Genomic DNA, 17,837 nt, shown 5'->3' on the forward strand with positions numbered 1-17,837 from the left:
TGAAGAAATCAATAATTAAAATAATTTCAATAATATAGACTTCCCCTCGAGCAAATCTCGTCGTTGAAAACCTCAAATTCAGGTAACCAAACACGATAGAGAAATCATTGTATTCATGCAATATAATTTATAAATATAAACTCCACTCCACATGAAAACAATAAACAATAAACAATAAACAATAAACAATAAATAATAAATAATAAATAATAAATAATTAACATCTAAAATAATAAAATTCGAGTTAATTTAAATAAGGCTTGGAAGGCGGAATTAAAAAAAGCCGGAATAGATAATTTCAGATTCTATGATTTAAGATACACTTGGGCGAGTTGGTTAGTTCAATCCAGCGTTCCTATTTCTGCTTTACAAGAAATGGGTGGATGGGAATCAATTGAAATGGTGAAAAGATATGTGTATTTTTCACCAAATCATTTAAATGAACATGCCAGATAAATAGAAGAAATATTTAATGACTGTGTCAAAAATATGTCCAATGGAATAGATTTTAAATTAGAATTTAATACTAACTAATTGATTTTGTTGGTGGGTCGTGGCGGGTTCGAACCGCCGACCAATTGATTAAGAGTCAACTGCTCTACCAACTGAGCTAACGACCCAACGAATGGAATTATTCTCCTGTTAACTGCCAGTGTCAAACACTTCATCTCATTTTTTACCGTAATCGATTAATTATGCCGCATGTTGCGATTAATTGTTCTGGTAACTCAAGCGATTATTGTGAGTTGTCAGGGAACATGTTGTAATTCTGATTACTGTGATGGAGTTAACAAATTTCATTGAGCGAAATATAAACAGTAGAAAATGAACGACACGAAGAATATTGTATAAAAATTGTTACTTAAATATTAAATCTATCCTATGTTACTAAGTGCATAGTCCGAGTTAGACAGGCAGAGTAAATAATCCAAAGAGCCAATTTAGAGCTCAAAAAACATCACTATACAGGAAGAGGGAATGGGAAAGATGGTAGACCAATCCAAGATAGCCACAAGCACACGGCAAGAACCTGAAGAGCATCTTCAGCGCAACCTATCCAATCGGCATATTCAGTTAATTGCCATTGGCGGAGCCATCGGTACCGGGTTGTTTATGGGCTCGGGGAAAACCATCAGTCTGGCAGGACCTTCGATCATTTTCGTGTACATGATTATCGGCTTTATGCTGTTTTTCGTGATGCGAGCGATGGGCGAACTGCTACTGTCCAATTTGAATTACAAATCTTTTAGCGACTTCGCTGCCGATCTGTTAGGGCCATGGGCCGGTTTTTTCACTGGCTGGACCTATTGGTTCTGTTGGGTCATCACCGGGATTGCTGATGTCGTCGCCATTACCGCCTATGCCCAGTTCTGGTTCCCCGGGTTTTCACAGTGGATAGCATCATTACTGGTGGTTTTGCTGTTACTCTCGCTGAATCTGGTCACAGTAAAAATGTTTGGGGAGATGGAATTCTGGTTTGCGATGATCAAAATTGTGGCGATCGTCGCCTTGATTTTTGCCGGGTTGACCATGGTGCTGATGAGCTATCAGTCGCCGTCAGGCACCGTCGCCTCGTTCAGTCATTTGTGGAATGATGGTGGCATGTTCCCGAAAGGAATCAGCGGTTTCTTTGCCGGTTTCCAGATTGCCGTATTTGCGTTTGTCGGAATTGAGCTGGTGGGAACCACGGCGGCAGAAACCAAAGATCCAGAGGTAGTATTGCCTCGCGCCATTAACTCCATTCCTATTCGGATTATCATGTTCTATGTCTTCGCTTTGATCATGATTATGTCCGTCACTCCTTGGGGTTCTGTCGTGGCGGATAAGAGTCCGTTCGTCGAGTTATTTGTCTTGGTTGGCCTGCCTGCTGCTGCCAGCGTCATTAACTTCGTGGTGCTAACCTCCGCAGCATCCTCGGCTAACAGCGGCGTTTTCTCCACCAGCCGTATGCTGTTTGGTCTAGCAAAAGAAGGCGATGCGCCGAAACAGTTTGGCATTTTATCTCGTCGTTCGGTGCCAGCATCTGGGCTGACTTTCTCCTGTATTTGTCTACTTGGCGGAGTCGTACTGATTTATTTGATTCCTAATGTCATGACTGTCTTTACGTTGGTTACAACCGTATCGGCAATTCTGTTTATGTTCGTTTGGACTATTATCCTGTGTTCATATCTGGTCTACCGTAAACGTCGCCCAGCGCTGCATAAGAAATCCATTTATAAAATGCCGGCCGGTATTCTAATGTCGTGGGTTTGTATGGCATTTTTTGTCTTTGTGCTGGTATTGCTGACCTTGCAGGAAGATACCCGTCAGGCGCTGATTGTCACACCGCTGTGGTTCGTTCTTTTAGCCGTATCTTATTCGATACTGAAAAAACGCAGAACCCGCTTATTTGATAATAAATAATTTGTAGCCGTTAATAAAAAGCGTGGCGTCAGGATTATTCCAACGTCACGCTTTTTTATTATTTTAAATAACAACCGATGATAATATTAATTATCGGTATGGCTTCAGCCATTATCTATATTGCTTATTTATCGTTTTTCAACACCTTCACGGTGTAACGTCCATCCGCCTGGCGATAAGCGCCGTGGATATCTGTTTCGAAGCCTGGATAATGCGCGCCGATCTCGCACAGCATTTGCAGGAACTCCAGTACCGGACGGCTTTCCTCGGTAAGCATTTCACCCGGCATGACCAGCGGAACACCCGGAGGATATGGCAGGATCATGTTGGCATTGACTTTGCCCACCATGTCTTCCAAATAGACTTCTTCCACTTCGCCGTGTAGTTCCTTCTGGAAGGCTTTGAACGGGTTCATTACCATCGTCGGCAACACTTCAAAGGCACGGTACATCAGGTCTGGCAGGTTATGGTGTTTTACCAGATTGTGAATATTCTGAGCCAGTTCCTGGATCCGCATGTTTTCATAAAACTCTGGTGCCTCTTTGTACAGCGAAGGCAGCATGTTTTTCACCCGCAGGTTCAGATCGAACGAGCGTTTAAAGTCAGTCAGACCCCGTAGCAGGCTGAGGGCTTTGGTTTTGTCGATGCCGATACTGAACAGGAACAGCAGGTTATACGGGCCGGTTTTCTCAACAATGATGCCGTGCTCATCAAGGTATTTCGCCACCAGACTGGCTGGGATACCAAACGACTCCATTTCACCCTCTTTACTCATCCCCGGTGTCAACATGGTGACCTTGATCGGGTCGAGGTACATATGCTCGTTATCAATACCTTTGAAACCATGCCAAGCACTGTCGGAGCGCAATGGCCAGCATTCCGCTTCATCAATGTGTTCTGGCTGCCAAACATCAAAGAACCAACCTTCAGATTCGACATTCAGACGTTTGATTTCTTTACGGAACTTAATAGCTCGTTCAATTGAACCGTTAATCAAACGCTTACCGGCATTGCCTTTCATCATCGCCGCTGCGGTTTCGGTTGATGCCACGATGCCGTAGTGCGGTGAAGTGGTGGTGTGCATCATGTAGGCTTCATTGAAGGTTTCTTCGTTGATGTCACCTTTCACGTGGATCATTGAAGCCTGCGAGAACGCCGCCAGCAGTTTATGGGTGGATTGGGTTTCATAAATCACCTTCCCTTCCACACGGCCACCGCTCATACCACATTTGCCTTTATAAATCGGGTGGAAATTGGTGTAAGGCACCCAAGCGGAGTCAAAATGGATAGATTTCACATCCAAGGTATTCTTGATGAAATCGGTGTTATACAGCAGACCGTCGTAGGTCGAGTTGGTGATCACCGCATGTACTGGCCAAGTGGCGTTTGGCGTTTCTTTCACTCGTTTAGCGATAGTGGTGCGAGCAAATTCGCTCTGTGGAATACCACCGAGAATGCCATAAGCATTACGGGTCGGACGGAAATAGATCGGCGTAATGTCACTCATCATCATCAGATGTGTCAGTGATTTGTGGCAGTTACGGTCAATCAGCACTGTGCTGCCAGCAGGTGCAGAGTACATACCAACAATTTTGTTGGCGGTAGACGTCCCGTTAGTCACCATGTAGCTGCGTTCTGCATTGAATACGCGGGCAATATACTCTTCAGCTTCTTTGTGCGGGCCGGAGTGATCCAGCAGTGAACCCAACTCAGAAACCGAAATTGAAACGTCGGATTTCATCGCGTTAGGGCCAAAGAAATCGTAGAACAGGCTACCAACCGGGCTTTTCTGGAAGGCGGTTCCCCCCATATGACCCGGAGTACAGAAGGTGTATTTTCCTTCACGTACATATTTGAACAACGCCTTGGTCAGCGGAGGCAGGATGGTATCAATATACTCATCCGTGTTTTGTTTAATCTTGTCGGCAATGTCGTTGGCCGCACCGAGCGCATATTCAAAGAAACGCACCTGCATACGCAGATCGTTCAGGCTGACGTCCAGCGTTGAATAGGTATTGGCAAAGGCATACAGCGGCATGTTTTCATTCAACAGGCTGATTTCTTCACATAACTCAAGATTGTATTTATCCCAGTCGAAGATCACCCCACACAACCGGGCATTATTCTCGATCAATTTGAGCAGGTCTTCACGATCGTTCGGATAAACGATGCGGAAATCCAGTTTTTCCAACGCATTGTGTAATTCGCGGATAGGTTCTTCTTTAAAGTAGACACCCATGTGATTCATGATGGCGATAACGTTCATAATCATTTCTCCAGGTAAAGCGAGGCCCCTTGCCATCACGGATGGCAATGACTACTGCAAGGGGCTGAATTAAGAAGTGGGTCAGTTCGTGCTTAGTGCGCTTTGGCCGCTAATTCGTCTTTCAGAGCCGCGGCGGCGGCAACCTGACGGGTATTCATTTTCCGGGCGTAGAACATCAGGATGATCAGGCTGACGATAAAGGTACCGGACAGTTCGAAAGAGCTGGCGCCCATCAAAGCGATGAAGCAGAAGCCACAGCCACAGATAGAAGCGATCAGACTCAGCAAGTTGCGGACGTTGACGCCTTCAAAGCGAATCAAATCTACACAGGAATAGAAGTAAGGCAGCATGGTCAACAGCACCGCAATACCGGTCAGTTCACTAAACAGGTCGGATGCTTTACCGCCGCCAGAGTTCATCATGGTGATCAGCACCATCAGCGCAGTCATTTTGCAGCTGGCCAACAGCAGGCCTTTTCTCGGGATGCCGTTTTTATCCAGTTCGCCGTACACTTGCGGGAAGTTACCGTCGTTGGCAGCACGAACCCCAGCCTGGCCAACCAGCATCATCCACGAACCGAGTGAAGTCAGGCAGGCAAAGGCGGTGAAGGCAGAAACCAGTGGTGCAGCCCAGTGACCCATAATGGTAGAGGCACTGATGGCGAACGGCGCGCCACTCGCGGCCATTTGGCTTGCTGGGAACATACCGCTCATCACCTGAGTTGCTGCGATGTAGATAATCCCGGCTAGACCGGTACCCATCATGGTCGCCAGTGGAACGGTACGTTTCGGGTTTTTCACCATGCCGGTACTCACGGCGGCAGACTCTACGCCGATAAACGCCCACAGACACAGCAGAATACTTTTGATTACTGCGTGGCTGTCGGTGGTGCCGGAAGTGTTCCAGTTGGCGTGATAGGTTGCAGCGTCAAACCAGTGCCAGCCGGCTACCGCCGTCACGACCACGGGAATCAATACCAACACCAGGCCGAGAGTAGTCAAACGGCTAACCCAAGTCCCACCGAGCAGGTTAATAAAGGTGAATATCCAGACGACAGCGATACAGGCAATACCTGCCGATACCGGATTATTCAACGCAGGGAAGAAGGTTGAGAGATAAGAAACGGCGGTAATGCCAATGGCCAAATTACCGATCCAGTTCGCATGGTAATACAGCACGCCGGTCTGGAAACCAAATGCCGGAGAAATCTCACCGGCGTAAGCAATAGGACCGCCCTGCTGAGGATTTTTAGTGGCCAACCGCGCATAGACATAAGCCAGCGACATCGCACCAATAATTGATATTACCCATCCCCAAATGGCGATAGAACCGATACTTGCCAGGCTCGCGGGTAATAAGGCAATGCCGCTCCCCATCATATTACCGGCAACCACTCCGGTGCAGGCAATAAGCCCTATTTTCTTCGATGAAGCCATGCTCAGTTTCTCCTGATTTTAATTTCTTATAAGTCTTGGTCGTTATGCAGTTTTGCTAATGACCGAACTTGATGGTCAGGATGCTAATGATCGGCGGGAATAAAGTCCTAAAGATAAAGTGATATTACGCTCATGATCATACAAATGATAAATTGAGGTTTTTCATTAACAAATAAAGAAATAAACACTATCTCAAGAAAATATAAATACACAATAAAAACATGACTTTACATTTGTTATTTTATATAACAAATGTAAAGTGTCGGGAGTAACTCACCAACTAATTGATTTATTTTATTTAACAAATGAAGACGAAAAAATAACACCGCCGCTTAAATAAAATAATGCGACGGTGTCGATAGGAATTATTTATTAGGCGTGTAGTTATCGAGGTAGGGAACTACTGTATATATGGAGGTATGGAAGACAGCATTACGGATCCAATGTAAGGTATTCTCTCCTGGCCGTAAATTAAATGCGGTAATATAAGCATCCGCGGCCAGATGGTTTAATCCCTGCATTTCATAAACCTTACCCAGTAAAACATAATTCATCCATGACATCTGCAACTCGATACCTTTGTGTATTGCCTGATAGGCCTCATCGGTTTTCCCCTCCCCCAGCGCCTGTATCGTATGGATTTGCTGAATAATGGGACTGTCTTTTAATGCCGGTAGCGTATCCAGATAGACTATCTCTGTGCGCAGTTGCGCCAACTGTACAGGGTCAAAAGGTTGATAAGAGTGACGCAGTAAGTCCACCAGCGCTTTCTCTGCTGCCACATAAATGAAGTCAGGGGAACTTTTTATCATCTCTCCCAACATGCTGCTGGCGTGGGTCAGGGAATCGATATCCCCTTGGATCAAAAACTGATGCGCCTGATAATACTGCTGCAAAACTGGGCCAGAGTTCGGCAATAACTGTATTAAACGCTGCTGTAACGCTGCCGGCCACGGCTGCTTGAGTGCAATAGACAGGCTGCTGAGGAAGTCTTCCTGAATTTTTAGCTGATTGTCAGCGGTAACAAAGTAACGCTTATCCAACATGATTGAGCTGTCCGCATTGTCCACCAGACGTACCGACAGGAAGCACTGCTGGGCGCGATAATGGCGTTGGTTGACGAACTCAATAGTCAGTGATTTTCCCGAACTGCTTGGTCCAGTGTAGTTATAATTGGTCTGATCGTGTACCAAGAAGGTGGAATAGGTATTCAGCGAATCCGTTACCACTTCGCTCAGGCCAGCAACATAGGAAAGTTGTGACGTCCAGTGACTGCAACTATTACCACCCTGAATACGGATATCAATATCACGCGGATTCATCAGCATAGGCATAGTGGATTGCGGTACGCGTTGCGACAAGGTTGCTATAGCGACAAACACCACGCAGGTGCTCAACGCGGCAAGAAAAGCCACCCACACCCAGAACGGTGATTGGCGGTAAAAAGACGGTTTTGACTTTTTCGCTGCCGATTTTGTCACGTTTGATTTTGGCGGCTCATAGTCCTCACCGTCGTCTTCACTGCCATCTTCCGGCTCATGAGTGATTACCGCCACCCTAGGCACAGCCGGTATTACTGCCTTTTCCCCTTCACACCACATCACCGGTGCAACCAGCTTATAGCCGCGCTTGGGTACAGTAATCAAGTATTCCGGGCTGTGGCTATCACCGTCTTTCAGGTATTTGCGCAGTTCGGAAATACTCTGGGTCACCACATGGTTGGTGACGATATTGCGCTTCCAAACGTTATCGATCAGCTCATCGCGACTCAACACCACATCCGGATGCCGGGCGAAATATTGCAGCATATCGATTAAGCGGGGCTCCAACGACAGTTGGCGTCCATCACGGCTTATTTTGTTGTCTGCGGGAGTAACCAACCACTCACCAACGCGAAAAACAGGTTCTTGCATAGTACAAATAACTCAAAAGGAGGGCGGCAAGCGCGGGATGATACCATATGAACGCCCGTCCTGCGTCAATACGGCGTTTGAGGGCTAATAACCAGACCTCTTCACAGAAATTTGCTTGTATCGCGTTAACACCCACCGATCAACAAAAGTGGCGCTGACATTCTTTAACGCTCTGATTTTTCTGGATAAATCAATCTATAGCGAGGGGGGAGAATCAGAAAGGCGCTCACTGCCGGTTGGTACGGACAGTGAGCGGATTAAGACCATTTAGACGGTTTTGAATTCGGCTTCCGCTTTATGGAAGCGATCGGTCACAATTTTCGATGGTTCGCGTCCCAGCAAGCTCACGACCACAATAGCGATACTGGCGAAAATAAAGCCCGGAATGATTTCGTACAAACCCAACCATGCGAACTTGTTCCAGACGATCACTGTCGCAGCGCCCACCACCATTCCAGCCAGTGCACCGTTACGCGTCATACGTGACCACATGACAGAAATCAGGACGACTGGCCCAAAGGCAGCACCGAAACCAGCCCAGGCGTTACTCACCAAGCCCAGCACCTTGTTTTCTGGATCTGCCGCAATCGCAATCGCAATCACCGCCACCAGCAGAACCATCATACGTCCAACCCAGACCAACTCTTTCTGACTGGCATTCTTGCGCAGGAAAGCTTTGTACAGATCTTCAGTAATGGCACTGGAACACACCAACAATTGGCAGCTTAACGTACTCATTACCGCAGCCAAGATAGCAGACAGCAAGATGCCAGCAATCCACGGGTTAAACAGCAGCATTGCCAGTTCGATAAAGATACGTTCGCCGTTTTCCGATACGCGACCCGCCTGATCCGGATTTTCCTGGAAGTAAGCAATACCAAAGAAGCCCACAGCGATGGTGCCAGCCAGACATAAAATCATCCAAACCATACTGATACGGCGAGCCTTGCGGATGGTGTAATGGGAGTCCGCCGCCATAAAGCGCGCCAGAATATGCGGCTGGCCGAAATAGCCAAGCCCCCAGCCCAGCAGTGAGAGGATCGCGACAATATTCAACCCTTTCAGCATATCCAGATTCGCGGCATCTTTGGCTTTGATCACCATGACCGACGCATCAATGCCCCCCACCGCCAGTATCACGATAATTGGCGTTAATATCAGCGCAAAAATCATTAAGGTCGCCTGAACGGTATCCGTCCAACTCACCGCCAGAAAACCACCAATAAAGGTGTAGGCGATGGTTGCCGCAGCACCGGCCCACAGCGCCGTGCTGTAACTCATGCCAAAGGTACTTTCAAATAACAACGCCCCCGCCACAATCCCTGAGGCACAATAAATGGTAAAGAACACCAAAATGACCACTGCCGAGATCACCCGTAGTAATTTGCTTTTATCTTCGAAACGGCTGGTGAAATAATCAGGCAGCGTCAGCGCATTATTATTGGCTTCGGTTTGCACACGTAAGCGGCCAGCGACCAGTTTCCAGTTAAGGTAGGCACCGAGCGTCAGACCAATGGCGATCCAACTTTCGGAAATCCCTGAGAGGAATATTGCGCCGGGCAAGCCCATCAATAACCAGCCGCTCATATCGGATGCACCCGCAGACAACGCGGTCACCACACTGCCTAAACTGCGTCCGCCCAAAATATAATCATCAAAGTTATTCGTCGCCCGGTAGGCCATTAGGCCAATAATTATCATGCCAAAAATATAAACAAGAAATGTCACCAACATCGGTGTGTTCATCATCATGCAACGTCTCCATAGTGCGTCTTATACGTTTTAATACATCCCGCTATTTGATGGCGTAATGTCTTGTCTCTGGGCGAATACCGGAACGTGGCATTAGGTTGCACCGGAGATAGTTTATCAGCGAAACTAGTTTATCGGATTTGCTATCCTAGTGGACTCTCTTCTCCCGCAACAACAAATTAAACAAAAAATTTACAGAAAATTTACTCTGCGTCACATTTACTTTGATTCGAGGTTACACCATTCATCAAAAAATGAGTTGCACCCTAACTAAAATCCGCGTAATCCCTGTATTGAGTCATGTTAATCCTCCTCATAACTCAAATTAAGCCGTAGTCCCGCTCAGACAAAATGTTAAAAACAGGACTGATTTCACAGTTCATTCATCGCACTGATTTAACACGGTTGCACAAAGTTGCAACATGCCGGATATTGTGGCTAATAATAATCTCAACTCCCTTTATTTCAGGACAGGAGCCAGACGGCATGGGTAGCACAACAATGGGCGTGAAACTGGATGAAGCCACACGCGATCGTATTAAAACGGCAGCACAACGTATTGACCGTACACCGCACTGGCTAATCAAACAGGCCATTTTCAACTATCTCGAACGGTTGGAATATGGCGCTGACATGCCGGAAATTCCTGCACTGGCAGTGGTTCCGCTGGCTGAAACGGACGACATTATGCCGCAATCGGCAGAATCCGCCCACCAACCTTTTCTGGATTTTGCCGAACAGATACTGCCGCAGTCAGTAACGCGCGCAGCCATTACCGCCGCTTACCGCCGTCCAGAAACCGAAGCCATCCCAATGTTGTTGGAACAGGCACGTTTACCCGCAGCACTGGCCGATGCAACCCATAAGCTGGCTTACGGTATTGCTGAGAAACTGCGTAACCAAAAAAGTGCCCATGGCCGCGCCGGTATTGTGCAAGGCCTACTACAGGAATTCTCACTTTCTTCACAGGAAGGCGTCGCGTTGATGTGCTTGGCCGAAGCCCTGTTGCGCATTCCCGATAAACCAACCCGCGATGCGCTGATCCGCGACAAGATCAGTCATGGTAATTGGCATTCCCACTTAGGACGCAGCCCGTCGCTGTTCGTCAATGCGGCAACCTGGGGTCTGCTGTTCACTGGTCGGCTGGTTTCTACGCATAATGAAGCCAAACTGTCCAGCTCGCTGAACCGTATTATTGGCAAAGGTGGTGAGCCGCTGATCCGCAAAGGTGTGGATATGGCAATGCGCTTAATGGGCGAACAATTCGTTACTGGCGAAACCATTGCCGAAGCCTTGGCCAACGCCCGTAAACTGGAAGATAAAGGTTTCCGTTATTCTTACGATATGCTGGGCGAAGCAGCGCTGACGGAAGCCGATGCCCAAGCCTATCTGATCGCCTATCAGCAAGCGATTCACGCCATCGGCAAAGCCTCCAACGGGCGTGGTATTTATGAAGGACCGGGGATTTCTATTAAGCTTTCCGCCCTACACCCACGCTATAGCCGAGCCCAGTATGAGCGAGTGATGGAGCAGTTGTATCCGCGCCTGCTGTCGCTGACGCTGCAAGCACGCCAGTATGATATCGGTATCAATATTGATGCCGAAGAGGCCGATCGTCTGGAAATCTCCCTCGATCTGTTGGAAAAATTGTGTTTTGAACCACAGTTGGCGGGTTGGAACGGTATTGGCTTTGTCATTCAGGCCTATCAAAAACGTTGTCCGTTCACCATTGATGCTGTCATCGATATGGCTCAGCGTAGCCGCCGGCGCTTGATGATTCGTTTGGTGAAAGGGGCATATTGGGACAGCGAAATCAAACGCGCTCAAGTTGATGGTCTGGAAGGCTATCCGGTCTACACCCGCAAAGTGTATACCGATGTCTCCTATCTGGCCTGCGCCCGCAAATTGCTGGCAGTGCCTAGCCTAATCTATCCACAGTTTGCCACCCATAACGCCCACACATTGGCGGCGATTTATCATCTGGCAGGCAATAACTATTATCCGGGTCAGTACGAATTCCAGTGCCTGCACGGTATGGGCGAACCGCTGTATGAACAAGTGGTGGGTAAAGTAGCCGATGGAAAACTCAACCGCCCATGCCGCATTTATGCGCCAGTCGGCACTCACGAAACACTATTGGCCTATCTGGTGCGCCGATTGCTGGAAAATGGTGCCAACACCTCCTTTGTGAACCGGATTGCCGATGCCACCCTGCCGCTGGATGAGCTGGTAGCCGATCCGGTTGCCGCCGTGGAAGCGCTAGCGGCTGCCGAAGGGCAACTGGGGCTGCCACATCCACGCATTCCGTTACCACGGGAGTTGTACGGTAGCGATCGCACAAACTCTAGCGGTCTGGATTTGTCGAACGAACACCGACTGGCCTCGCTATCCAGCGCCTTGTTAACCAGTGCCACACAGGTCTGGCGTGCAGAACCGATTATTGATGCCGAACGGGATCAGGCGGGTGTTGAACAACCGGTGATCAACCCTGCGGAGCCGGGTGATATTGTCGGTTATGTGCGTGAAGCCAGCGCCGATGAAGTCAGCCGCGCACTGGATGCCGCCGCCGCCGCGGGGCCAATCTGGTTTGCGACGCCACCGACCGAACGCGCAGCCATTTTGGTTCGAGCTGCCGAGATGATGGAAGCTCAGATGCAAAGCCTGATGGGGATTCTGGTGCGCGAAGCCGGTAAAACCTTCAGTAACGCCATTGCCGAAGTGCGGGAAGCCGTTGATTTCCTGCACTACTACGCCGGTATGGTACGCGACGATTTCTCCAATGACAGTCACCGTCCACTTGGCCCGGTGGTGTGTATCAGCCCGTGGAACTTCCCGCTGGCGATCTTCAGTGGACAGGTTGCAGCCGCATTGGCCGCCGGTAATAGCGTATTAGCCAAACCAGCAGAGCAAACGCCGCTGATTGCGGCACAAGCGGTACGCATCTTGCTGGAAGCCGGTATTCCACCGGGTGTGTTGCAACTGTTGCCAGGTCAGGGTAATAGCGTGGGTGCACAGCTGGTAAACGATGCCCGAATCCGCGGCGTAATGTTCACCGGCTCTACCGAAGTCGCCAGCATTCTGCAGCGCAGTATTGCAGGTCGTCTCGATCCTCAGGGTCGCCCAACGCCGTTAATCGCTGAAACGGGCGGTTTAAACGCGATGATCGTCGATTCCTCGGCACTCACCGAACAGGTGGTCACAGATGTGGTGGCCTCGGCTTTCGACAGCGCCGGTCAGCGTTGTTCTGCCCTCCGCATTTTGTGCATTCAGGAAGATGTGGCGGAACATACACTGCAAATGTTGCGCGGTGCGATGGCTGAATGCCGAATGGGGAATCCTGAACGTCTGTCTACCGACATCGGGCCGGTTATCGATAGCGAAGCCAAAGCCGGTATTGAGCGACATATTCAGGCCATGCGTGCCAAAGGGCGTAAAGTCTATCAGGCAGTGCAGGCCGACAGTCAGGATGAAAAAGAGTGGCAACGCGGCACCTTTATTAAACCGACGCTGATCGAGCTGGAAAGTTTTGACGAGTTGCAGAAAGAAGTCTTCGGGCCGGTATTGCATGTAGTGCGTTTCCAACGTCAGAACCTAACGGCGCTGGTGGATCAGATTAATGCTTCAGGTTATGGCTTAACCTTAGGGATTCATACCCGTATTGATGAAACCATTGCCCGCGTAACCGAACGAGCCAAGGTCGGTAATCTCTACGTTAACCGTAATATGGTCGGTGCCGTTGTCGGTGTGCAACCTTTCGGCGGCGAAGGCCTGTCTGGCACGGGGCCAAAAGCCGGTGGCCCGCTGTATCTGTACCGCTTGCTGTGCAGCCGTCCAGAGGAAGCCGTCACCACAACGCTGAACCGTCAGGACCGCGAACACTCACAGGATGTGACCGTACGCACGTCATTGCTGACAGCACATCATGCGTTGATCGGTTGGGCCAATGAGCAGAAGCATAACGATCTCGCGGCACTGGGTGAGCGTTATACCGAGCTGGCTCAGAGTGGCACCGTGCGTCTGCTGCCAGGGCCGACGGGTGAGCGTAACACCTATGCATTACTGCCGCGTGAGCGAGTATTGTGTCTGGCGGATAATGAGCAGGATATACTGATTCAACTGGCGGCAGTCATGTCGGTAGGCAGTCAGGTATTATGGCCGGATAACGGTATCCACAAGGATCTATTCCGTCGTTTACCCGTCGCGGTACAGGCACGCATTGCATTGACAGTGGATTGGCAAAGTGACAAATCGGTATTTGACGCCGTGATTTATCATGGTGATGCCGATCAATTGCGTATGCTGTGTGAACAAGTGGCATTGCGTGATGGCGCGATTGTCTCGGTGCAAGGTTTTGCCCGCGGAGAAACCCACATCCTGCTGGAGCGTTTGTTGGTGGAGCACTCTCTGAGTGTCAACACTGCCGCTGCTGGGGGAAATGCCAGCCTGATGACCATTGGATGATGGCTTGATTGTGGATTCTGTATTTGAAAAGAGGCCCTTCGGCGCCTCTGAGGCTCATAACCAATGTGCTCGGCCGCGGTGAAAACCGGCAGGTCGTCAAGACGCCGTGAATACGTCCTTGTCGGCTCGTTCCGCGCTATCCTTGGCGCGGACGCTCGACTCTTTTGCTGGTCTTCCCCTCCAGAGATCGCTGCATCGAGGTGGGTCAGTAGTGATAAGAAACTCCTCGGTGACTCGTAGCTCTGGTACAGACAAAAAAACTTATCTGTTGTTGAGAAACTGATCCAAAAACTGTTTCGTCCTTTGATGCTGAGGGTTGGCAAATAACGCCTTGGCAGAACCTTGCTCCACAATTTGCCCGTGATCCATAAAAATAACGCGATCGGCCACGTCGCGGGCAAAACGCATTTCATGGGTGACAATCACCATGGTGCGTCGCTCTTCCGCCAGAGCACGAATCGTGTTCAACACTTCGGCCACCAGCTCTGGATCCAACGCCGAGGTCGGCTCATCGAACAAAATCACTTCCGGCTGCATTGCCAACGCTCGGGCAATCGCGACACGCTGTTGCTGACCGCCGGAAAGACGCCGTGGAAAAGCATTTTCTTTACCGCTCAACCCCACTTTAGCCAGTAACTCCCGCGCCCGTTTCTCTGCCAGATCGCGTTTCTCACCTTTGACAATAACCGGCCCTTCAATAATATTTTCCATAACCGAACGATGCGGAAATAAATTGAAATTCTGAAACACAAACCCCACTTGCTGCCGCAGCGCCCGTACCTGCTTTTGCTGCTGACTGATCGGTTTATTGCCGTCAATCTCAATATTACCCACGCGAATAGTGCCAGAACCCGGAGTTTCCAACAGATTGATACTCCGCAGCAAGGTAGTCTTACCCGAACCGCTTGGCCCAATGATCGCGACCACTTCGCCAGTATTTACCTGTAAATCGATACCGTGCAGTACCTGTTGACCGTTAAACTGCTTGGTCAATTTTTTCACTTCAATGGTACTCATGGCGACTCCTGATCCTGACGATTAACATGTGCTTCTAAACGATTCTGTAATGTAGAAAGCAACGTCGCCATAATCCAGTAAATCAGCGATGCCGCCAGATACATGGTGAAAACTTCTAATGTCCGCGAGGTGACCAACTGTGCCTGACGAAATAGCTCCGGTACCTGAATGGTGGCCGCCAGCGACGTGTCTTTGACCAGACCAATAAAGCTATTACCCAATGGCGGTAATGCCGTACGCCCCGCCTGTGGTAAAATCACTCGATACAGTGTTTGCCAGCGGGTCATGCCAATACTGGCTGCCGCTTCCCACTGCCCCTTCTCGATTGATGAGATCGCTGCTCTGAGTGTTTCAGAAGTATAAGCCGCCGTATTCAGCGACAAACCCATCAGCGCGGCGGGCATGGGGTCAAGCTCAATACCAAATTGCGGTAATCCGTAATAGATCATAAATAGCTGAGCGATCAACGGCGTACCACGAAAAATAGAAACATAAAAGCGGGAAAACAGTGAAAAAGGTAAAAAAGAAGACAGGCGCATCATCGCCAGCATAAAGCCTAACGCTAATCCCAGAAACATGCCCCCCAGACTGAGCTGGAGGGTTAACCAGGCACCTTTTAGTAAAAAGGGTGCTGAATCCAGCACCAGTTGAATACTTTCTTGCATTATTTAGTGACGTCCGCAGCAAAATACTTGTCAGAAATTTTGGCTAAAGTGCCATCTTTCTGCATTTCAGCAATAGCCTGATTAATAGCCGCCAACAGTTCCGGATTATTTTTACGCAACGCCACACCGGATTCCTGACGAGCAAACGCCGGACCAGCAGCGACCAAGGTATCACCGGTTTTTTTCACCAGATCCAGCGCCGCTAAACGATCGACCAAAATAGCGTCGGTACGACCTATTCGCAGATCCTGATATTTAGTTGGGTCATCATCATAGGTGCGAATATCGACACCTTTCAGATTGGCTCGCAACCATTGTTCATAGTTACTGCCCAAACCCACACCGACTTTCTTGCCCTGTAAGTCTTCCGGTTTGGTAAATTGGCCTTCATTGCCCTTTTTGGTCAGCACCTGAATACCGGATAGGGTGTAAGGCGTGGAGAAATCGTATTTCTTCTTACGATCTGCAGAGATGGTCACCTGATTGATGGCCACATCAATACGTTTGGATTCCAACGAAGCCAACATGCCATCCCATTTGGTGGGTTGCAGTTTGGCTTTTACGCCCATGTGCTGCGCCAGCGCGTTAGCGAAATCCACCTCAAAACCGGTCAACTTGCCATCTTCGCCCTGGAAACTGAACGGCGGATAAGTGCCTTCCAGCCCGACAATCAGGATGCCACGTTGCTTAACTTGATCCAGCAAGTCGCCAGCCGCATAGGATTTTACGTTCAAACCCGTTGCCAGTGCGACCGCCATCATACCCAGAACCATTCGACGACGTACAATTGAAAAGCCCATAGTTACCCCGGTTGTCATGTTTATCGTTTTGATATCGCTACGTTATCACCACCATGAATCAAATAAAGGAATATAACCTGATAACTATAGTTCAAAATGGAATAGCTAATACTCGAATTTATATATCGGGATGATAGGCAAATAGCGCAGGAGCACCACCAGTATGGATAAACAGAACCGGTCCATTATCGCGGAAACGCTGCTGTGCCAACCCATCGATCAAACCAGCCATCGCTTTGCCAGTGTAAACCGGATCAAGCAATACCCCTTCCTGCTGCGCCAATAGCTGCACTGCCGCCATCCCTTCGTCATTAGGAATACCGTATTGTGGGCCGAAGTATTCATCCCATAAATTAATCTCGGATACTGCAGAAATGCCTAACGACAGCGCCAAATCCCGTTGAATCTGCGCCACTTTTGGCCGTTGTTCTGCCGCTTTGCGTGAAACCGTCACGCCAATCAGTTCGACTTCCGGTAACAGTTGTTGCAATCCTACCGCCAGACCGGCATGAGTACCCGCACTACCCGAGGCCACAACCACTGAGCCAAAGTGAACCTGGCCTTGAGACTGGGCGGCAATTTCCAGCGCACACTGTATGTAGCCTAGAGCGCCGAGGGCATTGGAGCCGCCAACCGGCACGACATAAGGGCGGAAACCCTGCCCTTCTAAGCGGGTGGCCAATTCAGCTAACTGAGCATTCGGATCCACCAAGCCATCACACATCACCACTTCGGCACCAAATAGATTTAACAACAACCGATTGCCATTGGTCAGATAGTTCTCGGCCTCAGTACCCATCGGATTTTCCAGCAGTGCCACACAGTGCAACCCGAATTTGGCGGCGACCGCAGCAGTCTGTCGCACATGATTCGATTGAATCGCCCCTGCGGTTACCAAGGTGTCGGCACCTTGTTGTAGTGCATCGGCGACCAGAAACTCCAGTTTACGTAACTTATTGCCACCTAAGGCGATCGGTGTAACGTCATCCCGCTTGATGTATATTTCGCGGCCAAGATAGTCAGACAGTCGGGAGAGTTTCTCTAGGGGCGTGGGATTTCCCACCAGATCCAGACGTGGAAATTGCGCCAATTTTTGCTGAAGTATCACCGAGTCCTCCGAAAGG

General features: G+C 49.2%; 10 protein-coding genes, 1 tRNA gene and 1 pseudogene. 3 read left to right on the forward strand and 9 right to left on the reverse strand.

What is annotated here, in order from left to right; genetic code table 11:
* Positions 1-234: 234 nt before the first annotated feature.
* Positions 235-456 (forward strand): annotated as a pseudogene (locus DJ39_RS17555) (tyrosine-type recombinase/integrase); the annotation flags it as partial.
* An 88-nt stretch (positions 457-544) separates the two neighbouring features.
* Here DJ39_RS17555 and DJ39_RS13060 read toward each other — a convergent pair.
* Positions 545-620, reverse strand: a tRNA-Lys gene (locus DJ39_RS13060).
* A gap of 367 nt (positions 621-987) precedes the next feature.
* On the opposite strand from DJ39_RS13060, the gene cycA reads away from it, so the two are divergent.
* Positions 988-2,403, forward strand: a complete 1,416-nt coding sequence (cycA, locus tag DJ39_RS13065; protein WP_004723128.1) for a D-serine/D-alanine/glycine transporter — start codon at positions 988-990, stop codon at positions 2,401-2,403.
* 124 nt (positions 2,404-2,527) lie between these two features.
* Here cycA and cadA read toward each other — a convergent pair whose 3' ends face one another.
* The 4 genes from cadA to putP form a co-directional block, all read right to left on the reverse strand.
* Complete coding sequence (gene cadA, locus DJ39_RS13070) at positions 2,528-4,669, reverse strand: lysine decarboxylase CadA (RefSeq protein ID WP_038240777.1); 2,142 nt, start codon at positions 4,667-4,669, stop codon at positions 2,528-2,530.
* Between the two features lie 92 nt (positions 4,670-4,761).
* On the reverse strand, positions 4,762-6,105 hold the full coding sequence (cadB, locus tag DJ39_RS13075) for a cadaverine/lysine antiporter (protein ID WP_004723124.1): 1,344 nt from the start codon (positions 6,103-6,105) through the stop codon (positions 4,762-4,764).
* A 365-nt stretch (positions 6,106-6,470) separates the two neighbouring features.
* Positions 6,471-8,018, reverse strand: coding sequence for a lysine decarboxylation/transport transcriptional activator CadC (gene cadC, locus DJ39_RS13080; RefSeq protein ID WP_004723121.1), 1,548 nt, complete (start codon positions 8,016-8,018; stop codon positions 6,471-6,473).
* A 267-nt stretch (positions 8,019-8,285) separates the two neighbouring features.
* Entirely contained in the window at positions 8,286-9,770 is a 1,485-nt protein-coding gene (gene putP / locus DJ39_RS13085) for a sodium/proline symporter PutP (protein ID WP_004723120.1), read from the reverse strand.
* Positions 9,771-10,256: 486 nt separating this feature from the next.
* Between putP and putA the strand changes: the two genes are divergently transcribed.
* A complete protein-coding gene (gene putA / locus DJ39_RS13090; RefSeq protein WP_038240774.1) occupies positions 10,257-14,231 on the forward strand; it encodes a trifunctional transcriptional regulator/proline dehydrogenase/L-glutamate gamma-semialdehyde dehydrogenase in 3,975 nt (1,324 codons plus the stop codon).
* A 261-nt stretch (positions 14,232-14,492) separates the two neighbouring features.
* Here putA and tcyN read toward each other — a convergent pair whose 3' ends face one another.
* The 4 genes from tcyN to DJ39_RS13110 all read right to left on the reverse strand — a co-directional run bounded on the left by tcyN (position 14,493) and on the right by DJ39_RS13110 (position 17,821).
* Complete coding sequence (gene tcyN, locus DJ39_RS13095) at positions 14,493-15,248, reverse strand: L-cystine ABC transporter ATP-binding protein TcyN (RefSeq protein WP_038240772.1); 756 nt, start codon at positions 15,246-15,248, stop codon at positions 14,493-14,495.
* Complete coding sequence (tcyL, locus tag DJ39_RS13100) at positions 15,245-15,913, reverse strand: cystine ABC transporter permease (RefSeq protein ID WP_038240768.1); 669 nt, start codon at positions 15,911-15,913, stop codon at positions 15,245-15,247. The genes tcyN and tcyL overlap by 4 nt, the downstream gene beginning before the upstream one ends.
* Positions 15,913-16,713, reverse strand: a complete 801-nt coding sequence (tcyJ, locus tag DJ39_RS13105) for a cystine ABC transporter substrate-binding protein (protein WP_038251461.1) — start codon at positions 16,711-16,713, stop codon at positions 15,913-15,915. The genes tcyL and tcyJ overlap by 1 nt, the downstream gene beginning before the upstream one ends.
* A gap of 118 nt (positions 16,714-16,831) precedes the next feature.
* Complete coding sequence (locus DJ39_RS13110) at positions 16,832-17,821, reverse strand: D-cysteine desulfhydrase (protein WP_004723363.1); 990 nt, start codon at positions 17,819-17,821, stop codon at positions 16,832-16,834.
* Positions 17,822-17,837 lie beyond the last annotated feature (16 nt).

It is taken from the genome of Yersinia ruckeri ATCC 29473 (assembly GCF_000754815.1).
In the GTDB taxonomy this organism is placed as follows: Bacteria; Pseudomonadota; Gammaproteobacteria; order Enterobacterales; family Enterobacteriaceae; genus Yersinia; species Yersinia ruckeri.